At 70.8% G+C, this 19,785-nt stretch carries 18 protein-coding genes; 7 read left to right on the top strand and 11 right to left on the bottom strand.

Annotated elements, in window-relative coordinates; translation table 11 throughout:
- Nucleotides 1-153: 153 nt before the first annotated feature.
- On the top strand, nucleotides 154-1,554 hold the full coding sequence (locus KBX50_RS19480) for a rhodanese-like domain-containing protein (protein ID WP_210938627.1): 1,401 nt from the start codon (nucleotides 154-156) through the stop codon (nucleotides 1,552-1,554).
- A 39-nt stretch (nucleotides 1,555-1,593) separates the two neighbouring features.
- Here the strand turns inward: KBX50_RS19480 and KBX50_RS19475 are convergent, their stop codons facing one another.
- The 3 genes from KBX50_RS19475 to KBX50_RS19465 form a co-directional block, all read right to left on the bottom strand.
- Complete coding sequence (locus KBX50_RS19475) at nucleotides 1,594-3,045, bottom strand: ATP-binding protein (RefSeq protein ID WP_307871014.1); 1,452 nt, start codon at nucleotides 3,043-3,045, stop codon at nucleotides 1,594-1,596.
- The gene (locus KBX50_RS19470) at nucleotides 3,042-4,700 is read right to left on the bottom strand and encodes an FAD-dependent oxidoreductase (RefSeq protein WP_210938625.1); all 1,659 of its coding nucleotides are present in this window, start codon (nucleotides 4,698-4,700) and stop codon (nucleotides 3,042-3,044) included. Before KBX50_RS19470 ends, KBX50_RS19475 begins: the two co-directional genes overlap by 4 nt.
- Nucleotides 4,701-4,797: 97 nt before the next feature.
- Nucleotides 4,798-5,361 carry a TetR/AcrR family transcriptional regulator gene (locus KBX50_RS19465; RefSeq protein WP_210938623.1) on the bottom strand — a complete coding sequence of 188 codons (564 nt, stop codon included), beginning with the start codon at nucleotides 5,359-5,361 and terminating at the stop codon, nucleotides 4,798-4,800.
- Nucleotides 5,362-5,472: 111 nt separating this feature from the next.
- Between KBX50_RS19465 and KBX50_RS19460 the strand changes: the two genes are divergently transcribed.
- The gene (locus KBX50_RS19460; protein ID WP_210938620.1) at nucleotides 5,473-6,399 is read left to right on the top strand and encodes an SDR family NAD(P)-dependent oxidoreductase; all 927 of its coding nucleotides are present in this window, start codon (nucleotides 5,473-5,475) and stop codon (nucleotides 6,397-6,399) included.
- Between the two features lie 52 nt (nucleotides 6,400-6,451).
- Here the strand turns inward: KBX50_RS19460 and KBX50_RS19455 are convergent, their stop codons facing one another.
- From KBX50_RS19455 to KBX50_RS19440, 4 genes are all read right to left on the bottom strand, one after another.
- On the bottom strand, nucleotides 6,452-7,015 hold the full coding sequence (locus KBX50_RS19455) for a hypothetical protein (RefSeq protein ID WP_210938619.1): 564 nt from the start codon (nucleotides 7,013-7,015) through the stop codon (nucleotides 6,452-6,454).
- A gap of 85 nt (nucleotides 7,016-7,100) precedes the next feature.
- Complete coding sequence (locus tag KBX50_RS19450) at nucleotides 7,101-8,426, bottom strand: sigma-70 family RNA polymerase sigma factor (RefSeq protein ID WP_307871013.1); 1,326 nt, start codon at nucleotides 8,424-8,426, stop codon at nucleotides 7,101-7,103.
- On the bottom strand, nucleotides 8,423-8,758 hold the full coding sequence (locus KBX50_RS19445) for a YciI family protein (protein WP_282236493.1): 336 nt from the start codon (nucleotides 8,756-8,758) through the stop codon (nucleotides 8,423-8,425). Before KBX50_RS19445 ends, KBX50_RS19450 begins: the two co-directional genes overlap by 4 nt.
- Before the next feature lie 146 nt (nucleotides 8,759-8,904).
- Entirely contained in the window at nucleotides 8,905-10,071 is a 1,167-nt protein-coding gene (locus tag KBX50_RS19440; RefSeq protein WP_210938617.1) for a low temperature requirement protein A, read from the bottom strand.
- A 137-nt stretch (nucleotides 10,072-10,208) separates the two neighbouring features.
- Between KBX50_RS19440 and KBX50_RS19435 the strand changes: the two genes are divergently transcribed.
- On the top strand, nucleotides 10,209-11,213 hold the full coding sequence (locus tag KBX50_RS19435; RefSeq protein WP_210938616.1) for a DUF817 domain-containing protein: 1,005 nt from the start codon (nucleotides 10,209-10,211) through the stop codon (nucleotides 11,211-11,213).
- Here the strand turns inward: KBX50_RS19435 and KBX50_RS19430 are convergent.
- The gene (locus tag KBX50_RS19430; protein ID WP_210938615.1) at nucleotides 11,173-11,295 is read right to left on the bottom strand and encodes a 50S ribosomal protein L36; all 123 of its coding nucleotides are present in this window, start codon (nucleotides 11,293-11,295) and stop codon (nucleotides 11,173-11,175) included. The genes KBX50_RS19435 and KBX50_RS19430 overlap by 41 nt on opposite strands.
- Nucleotides 11,296-11,415: 120 nt before the next feature.
- Nucleotides 11,416-11,793 (bottom strand): metalloregulator ArsR/SmtB family transcription factor, encoded by a 378-nt coding sequence (locus KBX50_RS19425; protein WP_210938614.1) that lies wholly within the window; start codon nucleotides 11,791-11,793, stop codon nucleotides 11,416-11,418.
- A 115-nt stretch (nucleotides 11,794-11,908) separates the two neighbouring features.
- Here KBX50_RS19425 and KBX50_RS19420 point away from each other — a divergent pair, with 115 nt between their 5' ends.
- Nucleotides 11,909-13,318, top strand: a complete 1,410-nt coding sequence (locus tag KBX50_RS19420; RefSeq protein WP_210938612.1) for an NAD(P)-binding domain-containing protein — start codon at nucleotides 11,909-11,911, stop codon at nucleotides 13,316-13,318.
- Here the strand turns inward: KBX50_RS19420 and KBX50_RS19415 are convergent.
- Entirely contained in the window at nucleotides 13,284-13,736 is a 453-nt protein-coding gene (locus KBX50_RS19415) for a hypothetical protein (protein ID WP_210938610.1), read from the bottom strand. The two genes, KBX50_RS19420 and KBX50_RS19415, sit on opposite strands and share 35 nt — an antisense overlap.
- A complete protein-coding gene (locus tag KBX50_RS19410) occupies nucleotides 13,736-15,556 on the bottom strand; it encodes a carbon starvation protein A (protein WP_247674026.1) in 1,821 nt (606 codons plus the stop codon). The genes KBX50_RS19415 and KBX50_RS19410 overlap by 1 nt, the downstream gene beginning before the upstream one ends.
- A 110-nt stretch (nucleotides 15,557-15,666) precedes the next feature.
- Between KBX50_RS19410 and KBX50_RS19405 the strand changes: the two genes are divergently transcribed.
- The 3 genes from KBX50_RS19405 to KBX50_RS19395 all read left to right on the top strand — a co-directional run bounded on the left by KBX50_RS19405 (nucleotide 15,667) and on the right by KBX50_RS19395 (nucleotide 19,779).
- Nucleotides 15,667-16,452 (top strand): pyridoxamine 5'-phosphate oxidase family protein, encoded by a 786-nt coding sequence (locus tag KBX50_RS19405; protein ID WP_210938608.1) that lies wholly within the window; start codon nucleotides 15,667-15,669, stop codon nucleotides 16,450-16,452.
- Nucleotides 16,453-16,649: 197 nt separating this feature from the next.
- Nucleotides 16,650-17,717 carry a lytic polysaccharide monooxygenase gene (locus tag KBX50_RS19400; protein WP_210938607.1) on the top strand — a complete coding sequence of 356 codons (1,068 nt, stop codon included), beginning with the start codon at nucleotides 16,650-16,652 and terminating at the stop codon, nucleotides 17,715-17,717.
- Nucleotides 17,718-17,994: 277 nt separating this feature from the next.
- Nucleotides 17,995-19,779 carry an N-acetylglutaminylglutamine amidotransferase gene (locus KBX50_RS19395; protein WP_210938605.1) on the top strand — a complete coding sequence of 595 codons (1,785 nt, stop codon included), beginning with the start codon at nucleotides 17,995-17,997 and terminating at the stop codon, nucleotides 19,777-19,779.
- Nucleotides 19,780-19,785 lie beyond the last annotated feature (6 nt).

The following is a 19,785-nucleotide window of genomic DNA, read 5'->3' as shown; positions in this document are numbered from 1 at the left end:
CGGACCGGCCCCCGGTTCGCTCCGGCCATCCCATCCGACTGGGCGACAGATACCCCCGGGGGTATAGTCGGAGACGGCTACCCCGCTCGAGGCCGCATCTCCGCCTCACGGTCGGGTAACCACCCGCTGGAGACGAGAAACGAGGAGCTGGACATGACGATGCAGGTGTCGGTCATCACGACGTCGTCCCTCGGCGACCGCAGCTACCTGGCGACCGACGGCCGGATCGCGGTCGTGGTGGACCCGCAGCGCGACATCGACCGGGTGCTGTATCTTGCCGGCGCAGCTGGCGTGCGGATCACCCACGTGGTCGAGACGCACCTGCACAACGACTACGTCTCCGGCGGGCTGGACCTGGCCCGGCTGACCGGGGCGCGTTACCTGGTGGCCGCCGCCGACGAGGTCGGTTTCGACCGGGTACCGGTCGGCGACGGCGACGTCATCGAGGTGTCGGAGACGCTGCGGCTGCGGGCCGTGGCCACCCCCGGCCACACCTTCCACCACCTGTCGTACGTCCTCGACGAGGCCACCGGGGCAGGCTGGACCCCGGCGGGGGTCTTCACCGGAGGATCGCTGCTGTTCGGCACCACCGGTCGCACCGACCTCCTCGGCGCCGAGCACGCACACGAGTTGGCCCAGCGTCAGCACACCTCGGCGAAGCGGCTCGCCGACCTGCTGCCCGACGGGGCGCAGGTGTGGCCCACCCACGGCTTCGGCAGCTTCTGCTCGGCCAGCCAGGCCGACGCCCCGGACTCGACCATCGGCCGGGAAAAGGAGGCCAATCCGGTCTTCCGGCTGGCCGCGACCGAGTTCGTCACCGAAACCCTGGCCGGTCTGGACGCCTACCCGGCGTACTACGCGCACATGGGGGTGGCCAACAGCGCCGGCCCGGCACCGGTGGACCTCACCCCGGTGGCCCGGGCCGACGCCACGCAGCTGCGGGACCGCATCGCCGCCGGGGAGTGGGTGGTCGACCTGCGACACCGCAAGGCGTACGCGGTCTCGCACCTGGCCGGCACGGTGAGCCTCGGTCTCGACGGCCCCATGTCGACCTGGCTCGGCTGGCTGATCGACTGGGGCACTCCGGTCACGCTGCTGGCCGAGACGCCGGAGCAGGTCGCCGACGCCCAGCGCGAGCTGGTCCGGATCGGCATCGACCGGCCCGCCGCCCAGGCGACCGGAACTCCCGGGCAGTGGGCCGACAAGCCGGCCGAGTTGCGGGAGCTGGCAGTCGCAGACTTCCCGGCGCTGGCTGCCGCCCAGGCCGGGAACGCGCCGGCCGGGCTGCCCGCCCCGCAGGTCGTCCTCGACGTGCGGCTGGGCAACGAGTGGCGGGACGGCCACGTCGAAGGTGCCGTGCACGTACCGCTGCCCGAGCTGCGCCGCCGGATGGCCGACATCCCGGGCGGCGCCGTCTGGGTGCACTGCGGGTCCGGCTACCGGGCCGCCCTCGCCGCCTCCCTGCTGGCCAATGTCGGCCGTGACGTGGTGCTCATCAACGACCTCTTCGACCACGCCGAGGCGGCCGGCGTACGACTGGACCGCAGCGCCTGACCGCCGGCCGGGCTGGCCCGAGCGTCGCCGTCCGTCGGGTCAGCCGGCCGGCGGTTCTGGCGGACTGATCGGCAGCAGCACGCGGAACAGGGTGCTGCCGGGCGTGCTCGTCACCCGGATGTCCCCGTGGTGCTTGTTCACCACGATCCGGTAGGAGATGTCCAGACCGAGGCCGGTGCCCTCACCGACCGGCTTGGTGGTGAAGAACGGCTCGAAGATCCGGGGCCGGACGTCGTCCGGGATACCCGGCCCGGTGTCGGCGATCTCAACGATCAACCAGTCGTCCTGGCGGAGAGTGCGGACGGTGAGCGACCCGTCGCCGCCCATCGCACCGAGCGCGTTGTCGATCAGGTTGCTCCACACCTGGTTCAGCTCGGCGGCGTACGCCGGAATGGGCGGCAGACCCCGGTCGTACTCGCGGACCAGCCGGACCCCGGCGGGGATCTTCCCCTTGAACATCACCAGCGTGGCGTCGAGCAGTTCGTGCACGTCCACGACCTGGTACGGCGCCCGGTCGAGCTGGGAGTACTGCTTGGCGGCACCGACCAGGGTGGAGATCCGGGTGGCGGCGTCCGCGATCTCCCGCATGAGCAGTTCGGTCTCGACCGTGTAGGTCAGCCAGCGCACCGCCGCTTCCAGATCCTCCTCGCCCACCGACGCCCGGACCCGCTCCAACCAGTCGACGTCCAGCCCTGCGCTGACCAGCGTCGACGCCAGCTCCCAACCGGCGGCCAGGCCCCGGTCGTCCAGCCAGTCGGTCAACTCGTCCTCGGCGTCACTGGTCGCCAACGGCGAGAGCGTCGGCGCCTTGGCCACCCGCTCGACCGCCTCCTCCTGAAGACCCACCAGAGCATGCAGCCGCCGGCCGTCGAGCCGGCCGTCTGCGATCATGGCGAGCTTGTGCCGCATCCCGGCGATCCGCTCGCGCAGACTGGTGGACGCCCGCACCGCGGCGCTCGCCGGGTTGTTCAGCTCGTGAGTCAGGCCCGCCGACAGGGAGCCCAGGGCCAGCAGCCGCTCGCGCTCGCCGATCAGCGTCTGGGTGTCCCGCATCCCGATGAACATGCCCTCCAGCAGGTGCATCGCCATCGGGAACCAGGTACGCACCGCGTGGGCGAACTGCTCCGCCGGCAGCACGAAGAACTCAGCGTTAGTAAGCGCCCACATGCTGTTGCGGTACTGCCGATCGTCGCCCAGGTATGCCTGGGTGGCACCGCCGTACACGCCGCGTTGGGCGGTACGGCTGATCTCCACCTGGTCACCGTGCACCGTGCGGCAGAGCCGCACGGTGCCGTCGAGCAGCACGAAGAAGCACTCCGCCGAATCACCCTCGGAGTAGACCAGATCGCCTTCTCTCCGCCGCTCGACCCGGCCCTGATCGGCCAACCAGCTCAACTGCGCATCGTCGAGCGACTCGAAGAGGAACAGCGTCCGCAGGTCGTCCGCAGTCAACCGCCGCAGCGGGCCGATGCCCGGATCCCCGCTGGTCACTGCGCCTCCAGGTACCGGTGCACCAGCGACACGGCCATCGCACCCTCGCCGACGGCGGAGGCCACCCGCTTCACCGAGGCCGCGCGTACGTCACCGGCGGCGAACACCCCGGGCACGCTCGATTCAAGGTGGTACGGCTCGCGTGGCAGCGACCAGCCCGACGGTCGGTGGCCCCCGGCGACCAGGTCCGGTCCGGTGACCACGAACCCGCGTTCGTCCCGGACCAGCGTGCCGTCCAACCAGGCGGTACGGGGCTCGGCACCGATGAAGACGAACAGCCACGACGTCTCCACCTCCCGCTGCTCGCCGGTCCGGTTGTCCCGCAGGGTCAGCCGTTGCAGGTGCTCGTCACCGGCGGCACCCACCACCTCGGTGTGCGGGTGCACGATCACCTGGTCGATCCGGCTCAGCTGGTCGATGAGGTACCGGGACATCGACGCGGTCAGGTCCGCGCCCCGGATCAGCAGGTGCACCCGCTTCGCGTAACGGGAGAAGTAGACCGCGGCCTGCCCCGCCGAGTTCGCCCCGCCCACGATGTAGACATCCTCGCCCACACAGCTCGGCGCCTCGCTGGCCGCCGAACCGTAGAAGACACCTCGGCCGGTGAAGTCGGACAGGCCGGGCGCGCCGAGCATCCGGTACGACACGCCGGTCGCCAGCACGACCGAGTGGGCGGCGAGTGTCTGGCCGTCGCTGAACCGCAGCAACCGCGCCGAGCCGGCTTCCGCCAGGCCCACCACCTCCCGGGTGCTGAGCAGCTCCGCGCCGAACTTCAACGCCTGCCGGCGGGCCCGATCGGTGAGCTGCGCTCCGGAAACTCCGTCCGGGAAGCCGAGGTAGTTCTCGATGCGGCTGCTCTGCCCCGCCTGCCCGCCGGTGGCCAGCCGCTCCACCAGGACGGTGCGCAACCCTTCCGACGCCCCGTACACGGCGGCGCCCAGGCCGGCCGGCCCGCCGCCGACCACCACCAGATCGTAGAAGTCCGCGGTGGGAGTGACCTCCAGTCCCACCAGCCCGGCCAATTCCGCCTCCGAGGGCGCCACCAGCGCCTTGCCGTCGGTAGTGACCACCAACGGCACGTCAGCCGGGGTCACTCCGGCCGCAGTCAGCAGCCGACCGCCCTCGGGGTCGTCGGTCAGCAGCCACCGGTACGGGACCAGATTGCGGGCGAGGAAGTCCCGCACCGTGAACGACTCGGCGGACCAGCGGTGCCCGACCACCCGGATCTCGCTCTCCCCGGCGGCCGGGCTGGCCGCCCACGCCTCCAGCAGCGAGTCGACCACCGGATAGAGCTTCTCCTCCGGCGGGTGCCAGGGTTTGAGCAGGTAGTGGTCGAGGTCTACCAGGTTGATCGCGTCGATCGCCGCACCGGTGTCCGCGTACGCGGTCAGCAGCACCCGGCGCGCGGCGGGGAACAGGTCCATCGCGGCTTCCAGGAACTCGATGCCGGTCATCTCCGGCATCCGGTAGTCGGCCAGCAGCAGCGCTACCTGCTCGCCACGCAGCTTGACCTCGCGTAACGCCTCAAGTGCCTCCGGGCCGGAGGTGGCCCGGACCACCCGGTACCGGTCGCCGTAGCGGCGCCGGATGTCCCGCGCGACCGCCCGGGAGACCGCCGGGTCGTCGTCGACGGAAAGGATCACCGGGTTCGCCATGGGCCCATGAAACCACGCCGGTGTTCCGTCGCCGTTGCCGCGACAGCCGCGAGCGTCGGGCGGTGTGCCACACCACAGACCGGTGACGAGGTCCGCACTAGGTGCGGATGCCCCGCAGCAGGATGTCGATGTACAGCTCGGTGTCCCTCCCGACCTGCACCGTGCGCTGCAACCCGCAGAACAGCGCCCGGACGTCATCGGCGGTGATCTCCGGCCGGATGGCTCCGGCCTCGCGGGCCTTCGCCAGCAGCCGGTCGACGGCATCGGCGAGCGCTTGCACCAGCTCCGTCGTCTGCGGGTCGGCGGTGTCGGGGGTGGCCAGCACGACGGCGAGCGCCGGGTCGTCGCGCTGGTGTTCCAGCGCGGCCCGGAGCAGGCGGGCCAGGCCTGCGGCGACGTCGGGACAGGCAAGGGCCTGCTCGGCCGCCTGCACCAGCAGGGCGAACCGTTCGGCGGCCAGCGCCTCCAGCAGCGCCTGCCGGCTGGGAAAGTGCCGGTAGACGGTGCCGACACCGACCCCGGCGGCCTTGGCGACCGCATTCATCGGCAGGTCAAGGTCGCCGGCGACGACCCGGTCGCGGGCGGCCCGCAGCATCCGGGCGCGCACCCTGGCCGAGTCCGCCCGGAGGGACTCGGTGTTCGCCCTCGGCCCACCTGTCACGGTACGAGGATAATCCATCCGGAACTTAGCGGATTAACTATCCGCTGACATGCTATGGTCGTCACCTGAGAGCGGATAAGTAATCCGCTCCTGACCGACTGGAGGCGTGCCATGGCCGTTGCCTGGACGCTCGACGAGGTACCCGACCAGACCGGCCGCACCGCCGTCGTCACCGGTGCCAGCAGCGGCCTCGGCCTGGTCGCCGCCGAACACCTCGCCGCCCATGGCGCAACCGTGATCATGGCGGTCCGAGACCCGGCCAAGGGTGAGTTGGCCCGCTCCGGCATGTCCGGCAACCTGGAGGTGCGGCGGCTCGACCTGGCCGACCTCGACTCGGTCCGGGCCTTCGCCGCGCAGTTGCGCGACGCGGGCCAGGAGATCGACCTGCTGCTCAACAACGCCGGGGTCGGCGCCGTGCCGCACGCGCTCTCCCCGCAGGGGTACGAGCGGGTCCTCGCCACCAATCACCTCGGCCACTTCGCCCTCACCGGCCTGCTCCTGGACCTCTTCCGAACGGATCGCGATCCACGGGTGGTGACCGTCAGTTCCGCCTACTACCGCCTGCTCCGCGGCGGACCGGATCTGGACGACCTCGCCGGCGCCCCGGCAACGTCGCGGATCGAGCGGTACATCCGCTCCAAGCAGGCGAACGTCCTGTTCGGCATGGAACTGGACCGCAGACTGCGCCTGGCCGGCAGCCCGGTACGCAGCTTCCTGGCCCATCCCGGCATGGCCCGTACCTCGATGCCGGCCCAGGCCAGCGGTTGGGCCGAGCGTGCCGTGGTCCGGTTCCAGGGTCTCCTGGTAGCCCGTAGCGCGGTGCGAGGCACCGTCCCGCTGCTCTACGCCGCCACGAGTCCGACCGCGCAGACCGGCGTCCTGCTCGGCCCCTCGCTGCGCAAGTGGGATGACCGGGTCCACGCCCGCCCGATCGTCGCGCCCGGCAACGACCGTGGCCTCGCCAGCCGGCTCTGGCAGGTTTCCGAGGCCGCGACCGGAGTCCCCTACCTGAGCCCGTACGTCGAACTACGGTCTTGAGTCGCGTTGGTCGGGTGCCGCGGCATCCGTCGACCGGACGTGCGCCTGGTGATCAGGATCGGCTCGCCGGAACGGCGCGGAACACGATCGTCACGCTGAATGTGCTCCCGTCCACCTGGTACGCGTAGCAGCCCGGCCCGTCCACGGTGGTGACGCCCGGCAGATCGCTCTCCTGGCTGGTCAACACGGCGTGATGCCCGTCGTCGCGGGACTCGCCGGTGTAGGAGAACACCGCCGTCGCGCTGCCCGGCGCGTCGATCCGCGCTGCCCTCACCAGCACCGGCCCGGTGTAGCCGGAACCGATCCACCGGACCTTCTTCGAGTACGTGCCGTCCGGTTCCCGGTCCTCGTCGCGCAGTTGCAGGGCACCGTCGGCGAAGTAGTCGGCGACCGGGTACAGCGGGCCGGGCCCGAGGACCCGAGACGCCTGGTCGGGGTCGGGCCAGGGTTTCGGCTCGGCGACCGGGCAGGCGTCGCCGGGCCCGGCGGTGGGCAGTTGGAGCGGCGGCGGCGTCCATCCCCTGGGCGAGGTCGCCGGTGCCGGAGACACGGGCGCGGCGTCCGGCGGTGAGGCGTCGCAGGCCGCGCTCGACGCGAGCAGAACGACGGCGCTCACCCCCACCCTCCGCATCATCTCCGCAGTATTGACCGGTTCCGTCATCCGCGCAGCCCCGTCCACCCGGATCTTCCGGTTCCGGTTGCTACGAGGCGGGCCCGGGAGTCCGACGTGCCCGTTTCAGCAGCGCCCGACGCTCGGCATCGCCGGACACCCGGTCCGCCGCCGCGCGGAACAGTTCCGCTGCCCGCTCCCGGTCGCCCTGTCGGGCGACGAGATCCGCCTCCACCGCCAGGGTCAACGGATAGCCGTCGAGCCCGCCACCGGCGCGCGCCTCGGCGAGCAGGGCCAGCCCGGTCGCCGGCCCGTACGCGTAACCGTGCGCGACGGCCCGGTTCAGGGCGACCACCGGGGTGGGCTGCACCTGGGCGAGGTGGTCGTAGCACTCGGCGATCCGTCGCCAGTCGGTGGCGTCGGCGCTGGGCGCGGTGGCGTGACACGCCGCGATCCGGGCCTGCCAGACGTACGGGCCGGACCCGGTGAGGCCGGTGAGCAGGCGGTCGGCCTCGGCGATCGCCGCGTGGTCCCACCGGGACCGGTCCTGTCGATCGAGCGGGATCAGATCGCCGTCGGCGTCCCGCCGGGCGGTACGGCGGGAGTGTTGCAACAGGCACAGCGCCAGCAACGCCGCCGCATCCTGTTGCTCCGGCATGAGCCGGACCAGCAACCGGGCCAACCGGATCGCCTCCTCGGCAAAGGCCGGCTCGCCGTCAGCGTCGTAGCCCTGGGTGAACAGCAGGTAGAGCACGCCCAGCACTCCGGGCAGCCGCTCGGTCAGCGCGCGCCCACGCGGCACCCGGTACGGGATACCCGCCTCGGCGATCCTCGTCTTGGCCCGGGTGAGCCGCCGGGTCATGGTGGACTCGCTGACCAGGAACGCGCGGGCGATGTCGGCGGTCGGCACCGCACAGATCGTCCGGAGGGTAAGCGCGACCCGCGCCTGCGGCGCGAGGGCCGGATGGCAGCAGGTGAAGATGAGCCGCAGCCGGTCGTCCACCACCTCCTCGTCCGGCACCGGTTCGGCGGTGGCGGCGGTGAGCGCCAGCACCGCGACGTCACGCAGCTTGCGCCGTTCGACCGAGGCCCGCCGCAGCACGTCGAGCAGCCGGTTACGGGCGACCGCCATCAGCCAGCCCGCCGGGTTGGTCGGCACCCCGTCCACCGGCCAGCGGTCCAGCGCCCGCTCCAGCGCCTCCTGCGTGCAGTCCTCGGCCAGCGTCCAGTCACCGGTGATCCGGATCAGGGCGGCCACGATCCGCGGGTACGCCTCGACGGCAGTGGCCGCGACGGCTTGCGCCGCCGCGGCCCGACCGGCCGCCGTACCCCCGTTCCCGGCGCGCCGCTGCGCGGCCGCGCCGTCGTCGTCGGTCGACGCCCGCGGCACCGCGATCTCGGCGGCCGGATCCGTCACTGCTCGAAGTCGGCGAACGGGCGGAGTTCGATTCGCCCGGCCCAGGCCATCGGATGCGCCCGGGCCACCTCGATCGCCTCGTCCAGATCGGCGCACTCCAGCAGGTCGAAGCCGACGATCATTTCCTTGACCTCGGCGAACGGCCCGTCGGAGACCAGTAGTTGGCCATTGCGTACCCGTACCGTGGTGGCGGCCGACGCCGGAGCCAGCTGGGCGCCCTGGAGGCGTCGGCCGGCCGCGTCGTTCTCCGCCACCCACACCTCGACGTCCGGGTGGTTACTCGGCTCCGGGTCCGGCTCCGGATCGGTGCAGACCAGCATCATGTACTTCACGTCAGTGCCTTTCCGTCGAATCATCGCCAGCGGTGGTTCCACCGACATGACGAACGGCGAACCCGGCTTCCGGACAACCGAAGGATTTCATCTTGCCCGGATTCGTCGTCCGGCCGTTCAGTCGGCCTCGGGCGTCGCCTCGCCGGTCACGTTCCCCGGTGTCGGCGCACGCGGTTGGCCAGCGTGTCGCCGTGGGCGATCAGGATCAGCAGGCCGGTGATGATCGCGGAGTTGACCAGCAACGACTGTTCGTGGCCCGCGACGGCGGCGATCAGAATGGCAGCCATCCCGACCAGCCGTTGCCAGGAGAACCGGCCGTGCACGGCCAGTGCCAGCAGGATCCAGCCGGTGAGAAAGAGCGTCGGCCCGGCCGCCATCGTCACGACGGCGGCCAGCTCATGGGAGAACGGCTCCATGATCATCAACCGCGATCCGACCCCGGTCGCCAGGACGCCGGCGATCATCACCAGGTGCAGGTAGCCGGCGAGCAGGCCCAGCCTGCTACCGGGCGGTCCCATGGCCTCGATCGCGGTGCCCAGCCGCATCCCGCCGGGTACCAGGTACAGCCGACCGAGGCTGACGGCGTTGACGAACATCAGCGCGAACGCCGCAGTCCGGCCAAGGTCGAACCCGCTTTGGCTGAACGTGATGCCAGCGGTCAGGATCAGCTCGCCCAGGGCGATGATGAAGATCTGCTGGTACCGCTCGGAGAGATGCTCTCCGATGATCTGAAGGTTCTCCCAACTGCTGCGCCCGAGCCCCGGTGTAGGCCACCGCAGTCGCGCCATCGAGTAGTCCAGCACCACCGCCGCCGTCCAGAGGACCACCTGGGCCGGCCCGACGAACGCACCTGCGAGCCAGAGCACCCCGGAGACGGCGAACCAGATCGCCACCCGCAGGGTCCGCAGTTGCAGCGGATGCCCGTGCAGGGCCGGCAGCAACAGGGCGGCCCGCCCCAGATGGATCGCCACGTACGCACCGGCGAACACCAGCGCGTGGCCGGCGTACGCGGTCGGTGCCGCGGCGGCCATCAGCATCCCGCCGAACATCACCCAGAGCAGCAGTCCGCTGATCAATGGCGTACGCGGCTCGAACCAGTCGGTCGACCAGGCGGTCACGAACCAGACCCACCAGATGGCGGCCAGCAGCAGCGCCGTGCGAAACGCCCCGCTCACACCGAGGTCGTCCTCAAGAGCGCGGGACAACCGGTTCAGCGCGAGGATGAAGGCCAGGTCGAAGAAGAGTTCCAGGAACGACGGCCGCCGGGAGATCTCGCGCCGTCGCAGCAGCCGCGCCGGCAGCCCACTGGACATCCTCCCCCTCCGCGCGTCGCCGGTGATCGCACCCCAGTCGTACCACCGAACGGCCCACTTCGACGCCGAACAGCGAGGTCAGCGCGCTGTACCCAGCCCTCGGTCCGCGCCGGCCGGCGCGCACTAACCTCGTAGCGATGCAGCACACCCCCGGCGGGCGGCCCACCCTCACCACGGCCGAACGCGCGATCGACGCCCGGTTCCGCGTCCGGCTGGCCCGGCTGCCGCGTCACGGGCCGGGCGGATGGTTGACCGAATTCGTGGTCTTCGGGCTCAAGCAGGCCTGGGCCTGCGTCTTCGGTGCCGCCATGCTGGCGATCATCTGTGCGGCACACCTCTGGTACCCGGACGACGCCGGGATCGCCCGCAACGACGCCCTCACCGTCGCCGCCGTCGCCATCCAGGTCGCCATGGTCGCCGGACGGCTGGAGAGCCTGCGCGAACTTCGGGTGATCGTCCTGTTCCACCTCGTCGGCACGGTCATGGAGCTGTTCAAGACCCACATCGGCTCGTGGACGTACGAGCCCGACGGCGTGCTCCGGCTCGGCGGGGTGCCCCTGTTCAGCGGTTTCATGTACGCCGCGGTCGGCTCCTACCTGGTCCGGGTGAACCGGCTGTTCGACCTGCGTTTCACGCGCTACCCGCCACGCTGGTTGACGGCCGTGGTAGCGGTCGCCATCTATCTCAACTTCTTCGCCAACCACTACCTGCCGGACGTGCGATGGCTACTCATCGCGGCGGTCGCACTCGTCTTCGGCCGCTGTGTCATGCATTTCCGGATATTCCGGGCGCGATGGCGCATGCCGCTGCTGCTGGCCTTCGTCCTCGTCGCCTTCTTCATCTGGCTCGCGGAGAACATCGCCACCTGGTCGAACGCGTGGCTCTACCCGAGCCAGGTGGATGGTTGGCATCCGGTGTCACTGACGAAGCTGACGTCGTGGTTCCTCTTGATGATCATTTCGGTGGTGCTGGTCACCTGGATCTCGCCGCCGCAGTTACCCGATGACGACCGGCAGCCACCCCGGGGAACCGATGAGACCGCGGGTGGTGGGATGCCGGTCGGCCAGCGGGAGCGGCGCCGATCGCCGCTCGAACAGCAGGTCAGCCCTGGCGGCCCTTCCACTGCGGGTTCAGCCGGTTGACCACGACCACCCGACCGCGGCGGCGTACCACCGTCGAACCCGGCTTCCGCTTCAGGGACCGGAGGGAACTACGTACCTTCATGTCCGTTTCTCCTCGGCTCGGGTCTCGCGCCGTACATACGGAGAAACGCCGACCCTGCGGGTGGGATTCCCGGCACCGGGCGCAGCTCCCCCGTGCCGCCTCCACCCGGGAAGCTGCCGGCTAACGGTCGGCTGGAGAGGTCGTTTCGACCGCGAGCAGGGCGGCGAGTTGTCGCAGAAGCTGGGGCCGGGCGCGGTAGTAGACCCAGGTTCCCCGCCGTTCGGAGTCGACCAGCCCCGCCTCGCGCAGTGCCCGCAGGTGGTGCGAGATCGTCGGGCCGCTCAGGTCGAAGGCCGGGGTCAGGTCGCAGACACACACCTCTCCACCCTCGGCCGAGGCGATCATCGACATCAGTTGCAGCCGAACCGGGTCGCCGAGGGCCTTGAACGCGGGTGCCAGCAGCGCGGCGGTCTCACCTGGCACCCGCTGCTGCGCCAGAGGTGGGCAGCAGGGGACTGCGGTCAGATCGAGGGAAAGTGGCACCGCCTGCTTCGACATGCCTCTAGGTTGACACCTGTCTAATCAACGTGCAACTCTCTGATTCGAAGAACGTCGAGACAGCCAGTCGACGCGAGGAGCTGTTTCGACAACCATCAAACCTAGGGAGTACCTGATGAGCGACCTGGATCAACTGCCCGTCGCTGTCATCGGTGCCGGGCCGGTCGGCCTCGCCGCCGCCGCGCACCTGCACGAGCGCGCCCTGCCCTACACCGTCCTTGAGGCGGGCGACGGCGCCGGTGCCGCCGTCCGGCAGTGGGCCCACGTCCGCGTCTTCTCGCCGTGGCGGTACAACATCGATCCGGCCGCCCGTCGGCTACTCGACGAGGCCGGCTGGGTGGCACCCGATCTGGACGCTCTGCCGACCGGGGCGGACCTCGTCGAGAACTACCTTCAGCCCCTCGCGAACCTGCCGCAGCTCAAGCCGCACCTGCGCTACGGCGCCCGGGTGGCGGCGATCAGCCGACTCGGCTACGACAGGCTGCGCACGACCGGTCGGGAATCCGCTCCCTTCCTGCTCCGCCTCACCGACGGACGGGAGATCCTCGCCCGAGCCGTCATCGACGCCTCCGGCACCTGGGACACCCCGAACGTGCTCGGTGCGTCCGGCCTGCCCGCCCAGGGTGAAACCGACGCCGCCGCCCACCTGGAGCACGCGCTGCCCGACGTCCTCGGCACCGACCGGGCCCGCTTCGCAGGTCGGCACACTCTGGTCGTCGGCGCCGGGCACTCCGCCGCCAACACCCTGCTCTCGCTCGCCGAGCTCGCCGCCGCCGTACCCGGCACCGAGGTCACGTGGGCCATCCGCGCGCTGTCACCGACGCGTACCTACGGCGGCGGCGACGCGGACGCGCTACCCGCTCGCGGCGCGCTCGGTACGCGGCTGCGGGCGCACGTCGACGCCGGCCGCATCCGCCTGCTGACCGGATTCTCCGTCCACGCGATCACCCCCACCGACGGTCGGGTCACGGTGATCGTCCGGCGCGCCGACGACACCCAGGAGCAGGTCATGGTGGACCGGATCGTGGCCGCGACCGGCTTCCGGCCCGACCACACGATCGCGGCCGAGTTGCGTCTGGACCTCGACCCGATCATGGGCGCCACTCGCGCTCTGGCTCCGCTCATCGACCCCAACGAACACTCCTGCGGCACCGTCCCACCGCACGGCGTCGACGAACTCGCCCACCCGGAACCCGGCTACTACGCAGTCGGCATGAAGAGCTACGGCCGCGCGCCCACCTTCCTCATGGCCACCGGCTACGAGCAGACCCGATCCGTGGTGGCCGCCCTCGCCGGCGACTGGCAGGCCGCCCGCGACGTACGACTCGAACTGCCCGAAACCGGCGTCTGCAACAGCAGCCCGGCCGACTCGGTCGCCGGTGACGACTGCTGTGGCCCAGCACCCGAGCGGACCGGCAAGGGCCTCGCCACCGGTATCAGCGGAGGTCTGCTCGCCGCACCGCTGAACCTGGTGAGCACCGACGGGCCGGCTACCGACCGGGCCGGCGGCTGTTGCGGCAGCTGAGGTCGGCCGACGAGTCGAGCGCCCGGCGGACGATGTGCAGGGCCTGCTCCGCCGGGGGTAGGCCGGACTCGCTGACCACCCGGCCGTCCACGATGATCGCCGCGTATCCGGTGCCCCGGGCCAGGTCGCGCAACAGGGCCCGCCAGGGCCGCCGGTGCCGGCGACCATCGCGCACGATCGCCGGCAACAGGAACAGCGTGTTACGCGGATCGACGATCTCCACCGCGATCTCGGCTGGCAGACCGGCGCGTACCACCTGGTAGACCTCGCCCAACGGGCGCTGGTCGGCCCGTTGCCGAGCCAGCGCGGGATCCTCGTGCCGGCCCTCGACGCAGATGTCGGCCGCGCCGGTGCAGCAGCCGGAGCCGACCCCGGCAGCGTCCCACGGTCGGATCAACAGAACCCGGTGCCGGGCCATCAGCGGCGATCGTCGGTGGCACCGGCACCGGCTGCTGACTCGGCGCCGACCGCCCGCTGCGACTGGTCGGCCGGCTCGGAGTCGGCGGCGCCCGTACCGTCGCTGTCCGGGCCGGGTCCGGAATCCGATTCCGCCTCGACGGGCTGACCACTGGCGCGACGCAGGGCGAGCACCGCCTCCACGATCAGCCAGAGGGCGAGGACAAAGATGATGGCGTCCAGGGGTGCCAGCACCCACTCGTCGGCCGCCACGAATTCGCGCAGCTGCACGATCAGTGCCCAGGTCGTCATCACCAGCAGGAAGACCAGCGGCACGATGACCGCGACCGGGTTGCGTCGACGGCGCAGCACCCAGACCGCGATGACGGCCAGGGCGAGCCCGGCGGTGAGCTGGTTGGTGGTGCCGAAGAGTCGCCACAGCACCCCGAAGGTGTAGCCGGCGTCCCCGCCGCCCGGCAGCAGGGCGAGGGTCAGAGGCGCGGCGATCGCCAGCAGCCCGGCCAGGGTCAGGTGACGGGACAGCCGCCGCCAGCCGACCAACTCGGCGATCTCCTGCACGATGTAGCGCTGCAACCGGACGCCGGTGTCCATGGTGGTGGCCGCGAACGAGATCACCACCACTGCCGCGAAGACGGTCGCGAGTTGGAACTCGATGCCGAGGTTGGTGGCGAAGCTGGCGATGCCGTTGACGAAGTTGCGGGTGGCGCCGCCCGACGCCTCGGCGTAGCTGGCGTACAGCCCCTCCCACTCGGCGCGTGTGGCGGCGACCCCGGCTGTGACCGCGATGATCGACCCGAGGGCGAGGCTGCCCTCGCCGATCGCCCCGGCGTAGCCGACGTACCGGGCGTCGGTCTCCTTGTCGAGCTGTTTGGAGGTGGTGCCGGAGGCCACCAGCGAGTGGAACCCGGATATCGCACCGCAGGCGACGGTGATGAACAGGAACGGGAAGATGCTCGGTGAGCCGGCCGGCACGTCGTTGAACATCGGCGCCACGATCCGGTCCATGCCGACCAGCACTCCGGCGAAGATCACCGCGATGGCGATGAACAGTTGGTGCGAGTTGATGTAGTCGCGCGGCTGCAACAGCAACCACACGGGCAGCCGGGAGGCGATGAACGCGTAGATGAAGAGGATGATCACCCACAGGTCACGCGTCCGCTCGAAGCCCAGCGCGTCGGCCAACCCGTTGATCTCGATGGGGTAGAGGTTGCCTACCCAGATCAGGAAGTAGAGCGCGGCCACGCCGATGAGCGACGGCACCAGCGCCGCGCTGCGGGTGCGGTAGATGTACTGGCCGATCGCGATGGCCAGGGGAATTTCCACGAAGATCGGTATGACCGCGCCCGGGTACGCCACGAGCAGGTTGCCGATCACCACCGCGAAGACCGCGTTCACCAGCGTGAGCAGGAAGAAGATGATCAGCAGGAAGAGCGTACGGGCCCGCTTGCTGATCACGTCCGCGGCGAGGGTGCCGATGTTGCGCGCGCGGTGCCGCACCGAGACCGCGAGCGCCCCGAAGTCGTGTACTCCCGCCGCGAAGATGGTGCCGAGGACCACCCAGGCCAACGCCGGTCCCCACCCCCAGAACACCGCGATCGCCGGGCCGACGATCGGGGCGGCTCCGGCGATCGAGGTGAAGTGGTGACCGAAGAGCACATGCTTGTTCGTGGGGACGAAGTCGACTCCGTCGGAGAACCGGTGCGCCGGGGTGACATAGGCCGGGTCCAACCCGTACACCCGGTCGGCGAGGTATCGCGAGTAGTACCGGTAGCCGAGGGCGAACATCGCCATGACCGCGATGACGACGACGATGGCGGGCATACGGCTGCCTCCTTGCGGCCCGTGGGGGCGGGCGCTCGTGTGCAGATCCCGAAACCTGCCGGTAATGTAACGGGGATCACATTCCAAGGTCAACCGAACGGCTCGATCACATGGACGTGAGTTCGGATGTTCGCCGCGCGATCCAGGCCGCCACCGTCGGCGAGCTGGCCTGGCTCGACCGGGAGGGCCTGCCGCAGGCCCGGCCGGTCACGCCGCTGCTGCTCGACGACCGGCCCGCCGTCGCCTTCCCGTACGCCGAGGCCGCCTTCGCCCGCCGGCTGGCCGCCGCGCCGGTCGCGGCGCTTGTCGTCTCCGACGACCGGCTCACCGGGCCTGGCTGGCGGCCGGTCGCGGTGGCCGGCCGGCCCCGGCTGACCGAGGACCGCGAGGGCGCGCTCTTCGCGGAACAGTTGCTCAACCAGGAACTGCGCAAGTACCCGCCGGCCCGCGCTCTGATCGACTCGCCACTGCTGCGCCGCGAGCACTGGTGGTACCTGCCCCGACTGATCGTGGTGCTGGACGTCGTCACGACGACCGCGGTCGGTGCCCGCGTCGACGGGGTCGGCGAGATGCTGGCGGTCGCCCGCGACGATCAACAGCTGTACGTGGACTCGGTGACGCGACCCGACCACGAGGGGAGCAAGGCGGTCCGGGTGAGGAGCCTCGCGGGTCGCGTACCCGCCGACGGCCCGGCGGTGCTGCTGGGGCACGACTTCTCCGCCCCCGACCTCGAACGGTGGACCCCGTGGACGACCCGGGGCGAGCTGACCGACGGCGTGCTGACCGTCACGGCGACACCTGCGCGTACCGCCGTGGCGCCGCCGCTCGGGTTGTGGCGGCGGCTGACCCGCCAGCGTCGGCTCGCCCGGGCCTGCCAGGACGCCCTCAGCGGCTAACCCACCGACCCCTTCCGGAAAAGATTCACACCGGTGGATACGATGGGTACTATCGCGGTTGGGAGCCGCCAAGCCGTCGCAGGCAGCGTGGTCACACGCCTGCCCTCTTGAGGTCGTCATATCGATCGACGCATTCCTCCCGGGGTTTGGGCACCCCGGCGGGTGACACCGGCGTCGGCGGATCAACTGGAGCATCAATGAAACTCGCACGAACAGCACGTCGACTAGGACTCGGCGCGGCCTCCGTCCTCGTCGCCGCGTTCACCATGGTCGTGGTCAATCAGCCCGGCCCGGCCTCGGCGCACGGGTCGGTCACGACTCCGCCGTCCCGCAACTACGGATGCTGGGAACGCTGGGGTGGTGACCACCTCAACCCGGCCATGGCCCAGAGCGACCCGATGTGCTGGCAGGCCTTCCAGGCCAACCCGAACACGATGTGGAACTGGAACGGCCTGTTCCGCGAGAACGTCGGCGGCAACCACCAGGCCGTCATTCCGGACGGGCAGCTGTGCAGCGGCGGCCGTACCCAGGGCGGGCTGTACGCCTCGCTCGACACGGTCGGTGCCTGGACCGCCAAGCCGATGCCCAACAACTTCACCCTGACGCTGACCGACGGCGCCCGGCACGGTGCCGACTACATGCTCATCTACATCACCAAGCAGGGCTTCGACCCGACCACGCAGCCCCTCACCTGGAACAGCCTGGAACTGGTGCTCCGCACCGGCTCGTACCCCACCACCGGGCTCTACGAGGCGCAGGTCAACGCGGGCAACCGCACCGGCCGGCACGTCGTCTACACGATCTGGCAGGCGTCCCACCTCGACCAGCCGTACTACATCTGCAGCGACGTGACCTTCGGTGGCGGCAGCAACCCGCCGCCCACCACCCCGCCGCCGACCACGCCGCCGCCCACCACGCCCCCGCCCACGACCCCGCCGCCCACCACGCCCCCGCCGACCGGTAACGGTGCCTGCACCGCCACCTACCGCACGACCAGCGAGTGGCCCGGTGGCTTCGGCGGCGAGGTCACCGTCCGCGCCGGCAACGCCGCCATCTCCGGATGGACGGTGAACTGGACCTGGCCCAACGGCCAGAGCATCACGAACTCCTGGAACGCGTCGATCACCTCGAGCGGCTCCTCGGTCACCGCCTCGAACGTCGGCCACAACGGCTCATTGAGCGCCAACAGCAGCGCCACCTTCGGCTTCAACGGCTCCTGGAACGGCACCAACGGCACACCCACCCTCTCCTGCACCGCCCGGTAACAACCTCTGTGTGGGGGTGGCGCCGACCAGCGTCACCCCCCACACGTTGCTCCGCCACGCCCCGGCGGCGCCGCCGCCCGACCCGTACGGCGACGGTCGATGACATCGGCGGCGACTCACCTCGACACACCCGCTCGCCGGGCCTGACCTGATCCTCTTGACCGGGAATCTCCGGTTCCCCTTCCGCAATCCGGCCCCGCCGAGAACCTCCGCCACGTAGCGTCGTGGCATACCGGCCATCCCGAAACGCCTGATGGCGGGCGAGGGACGGAACGTGATGTGCGGCATCAGCGGTGAGGCTAGGTTCGACGGCACCACGCCCGACGCCGACGCGGTTACCCGGATGACCGAAGCGATGCGGTCCCGGGGCCCGGACGGCGAGGGTCTGTGGAGCGATGGCTGGGTGACCCTCGGGCACCGCCGGCTGACCGTCATCGACCTGTCCGACGCGGGCGGCCAGCCCATGGTGCGCGAGGATCTCGGCCTCGCCCTGGTCTTCAACGGGTGCGTCTACAACTACCCCGAGCTGCGCGAGGAGCTGCGCGCCGCAGGGCACACCTTCCACTCCACCAGTGACACCGAGGTGATCCTGGTGGCGTACGCACAGTGGGGTGAGGAGTTCGTCGACCATCTGGTCGGCATGTTCGCCGTGGGCCTGATCGACCGCACCCGGCGTCGGCTCGTGCTGGCCCGGGACCGACTCGGCATCAAGCCCCTCTACCTCGCCGAGGCGCCGGGCCGGCTGCGGTTCGCCTCGACGTTGCCGGCGCTGCTCAAGGCGGGCGACGTGGACACCAGCGTGGACCCGGTGGCGCTGCACCACTACCTGTCCTGGCACTCGATCGTGCCGGCGCCCCGCACCATCCTGCGCGGCGTACGGAAGCTGCCACCGGCCACCGTGCGGGTCGTCGAGGCCGACGGGCGTAGCCGCGATCACGTCTACTGGCGGCCGGTCTACGCCCGGGATCCCGCCCATGCCGGCTGGGACGACCGGGACTGGCGGGCCGCCATCGGTGAAGCACTGCGCACCGCAGTGCGACGACGGCTCGTCGCCGACGTGCCGGTCGGCGTGCTCCTCTCCGGCGGACTCGACTCGAGTCTCATCGTGGCTCTGCTCGCCGAGGCCGGTCAGCAGCACCTCCGCACCTTCAGTATCGGATTCGACAGCCGGCACGGCGAGGCCGGCGACGAGTTCCACTACTCGGACCTGGTCGCCCGCGCGTACGGCACCGACCATCTCCGCATCCAACTCGCCAACGACGACCTGGTACCGGCCGTCCGGCGGACGGTCGAGGCGATGACCGAGCCAATGGGCAGCCATGACGTGGTCGCCTTCCACCTGCTCTCCGAGCAGGTGGCCGCGCATGTCAAGGTGGCGCAGTCCGGGCAGGGTGCCGACGAGGTGTTCGCCGGATACGGCTACCACCAGCCCCTGACCCAGGTGCCCCGGGCCGAGGCGGCGCGGACCTTCACCGCCGCCTTCTTCGACCGCGACCACGCCGAGCTGGTCCGGGTGGTCGGTCCGGCACACGCCGTCGACGTCGATGCCAGTCGTGAGCTGGTGACAACGGAGCTGAACGTACCGGGCGCGGAGACCGCCCTGGACGCAGTACTGCGCCTGGACACCCACCTGATGCTTCCCGACGATCCCGTCAAGCGGGTGGACAGCATGAGCATGGCGTGGGGTTTGGAGGTACGTACTCCGTTCCTGGACCAGGATCTGGTCGCCCTCGCGGCAGCCTGCCCACCCCAGCACAAGGTTGCCCAAGGTGGCAAGGGCGTGCTCAAGGAGGTCGCCCGCGAGGTGCTGCCCGCCGAGGTGATCGACCGGCCGAAGGGCTACTTTCCGGTGCCCGCGCTACGCAACGTCGACGGCCCGGTCCGCGACCTCGTGGTGGCGGCGCTACGGGCGCCGGCAGCGCGCGAGCGTGGGCTGTTCCGTCCGGCGTACGTGGACGCGTTACTCGCCGACCCCGAACAGGCGCAGGCCGCCGCGGGCAGTAACAAGCTGTGGCAGTTGGGCCTGCTCGAACTCTGGCTCCAGACCCACGGCATCCGCTGAGGGCGC

The sequence above is a fragment of the Micromonospora sp. C51 genome, assembly GCF_018070435.1.
GTDB lineage: Bacteria > Actinomycetota > Actinomycetes > Mycobacteriales > Micromonosporaceae > Micromonospora > Micromonospora sediminimaris.
This window is presented reverse-complemented; position numbering and strand designations above follow the sequence as displayed.

Bases quoted from the DNA above. Each gene is read 5' to 3' on its own strand.
- KBX50_RS19480 (WP_210938627.1), top strand. From the start codon at position 154: ATGACGATGCAGGTGTCGGTCATCACGACGTCGTCCCTCGGCGACCGC.
- KBX50_RS19470 (WP_210938625.1), bottom strand. From the start codon at position 4,700: ATGGCGAACCCGGTGATCCTTTCCGTCGACGACGACCCGGCGGTCTCC.
- KBX50_RS19460 (WP_210938620.1), top strand. From the start codon at position 5,473: ATGGCCGTTGCCTGGACGCTCGACGAGGTACCCGACCAGACCGGCCGC.
- KBX50_RS19440 (WP_210938617.1), bottom strand. From the start codon at position 10,071: ATGTCCAGTGGGCTGCCGGCGCGGCTGCTGCGACGGCGCGAGATCTCC.
- KBX50_RS19435 (WP_210938616.1), top strand. From the start codon at position 10,209: ATGCAGCACACCCCCGGCGGGCGGCCCACCCTCACCACGGCCGAACGC.
- KBX50_RS19430 (WP_210938615.1), bottom strand. From the start codon at position 11,295: ATGAAGGTACGTAGTTCCCTCCGGTCCCTGAAGCGGAAGCCGGGTTCG.
- KBX50_RS19425 (WP_210938614.1), bottom strand. From the start codon at position 11,793: ATGTCGAAGCAGGCGGTGCCACTTTCCCTCGATCTGACCGCAGTCCCC.
- KBX50_RS19420 (WP_210938612.1), top strand. From the start codon at position 11,909: ATGAGCGACCTGGATCAACTGCCCGTCGCTGTCATCGGTGCCGGGCCG.
- KBX50_RS19415 (WP_210938610.1), bottom strand. From the start codon at position 13,736: ATGGCCCGGCACCGGGTTCTGTTGATCCGACCGTGGGACGCTGCCGGG.
- KBX50_RS19410 (WP_247674026.1), bottom strand. From the start codon at position 15,556: ATGCCCGCCATCGTCGTCGTCATCGCGGTCATGGCGATGTTCGCCCTC.
- KBX50_RS19405 (WP_210938608.1), top strand. From the start codon at position 15,667: ATGGACGTGAGTTCGGATGTTCGCCGCGCGATCCAGGCCGCCACCGTC.
- KBX50_RS19400 (WP_210938607.1), top strand. From the start codon at position 16,650: ATGAAACTCGCACGAACAGCACGTCGACTAGGACTCGGCGCGGCCTCC.
- KBX50_RS19395 (WP_210938605.1), top strand. From the start codon at position 17,995: ATGTGCGGCATCAGCGGTGAGGCTAGGTTCGACGGCACCACGCCCGAC.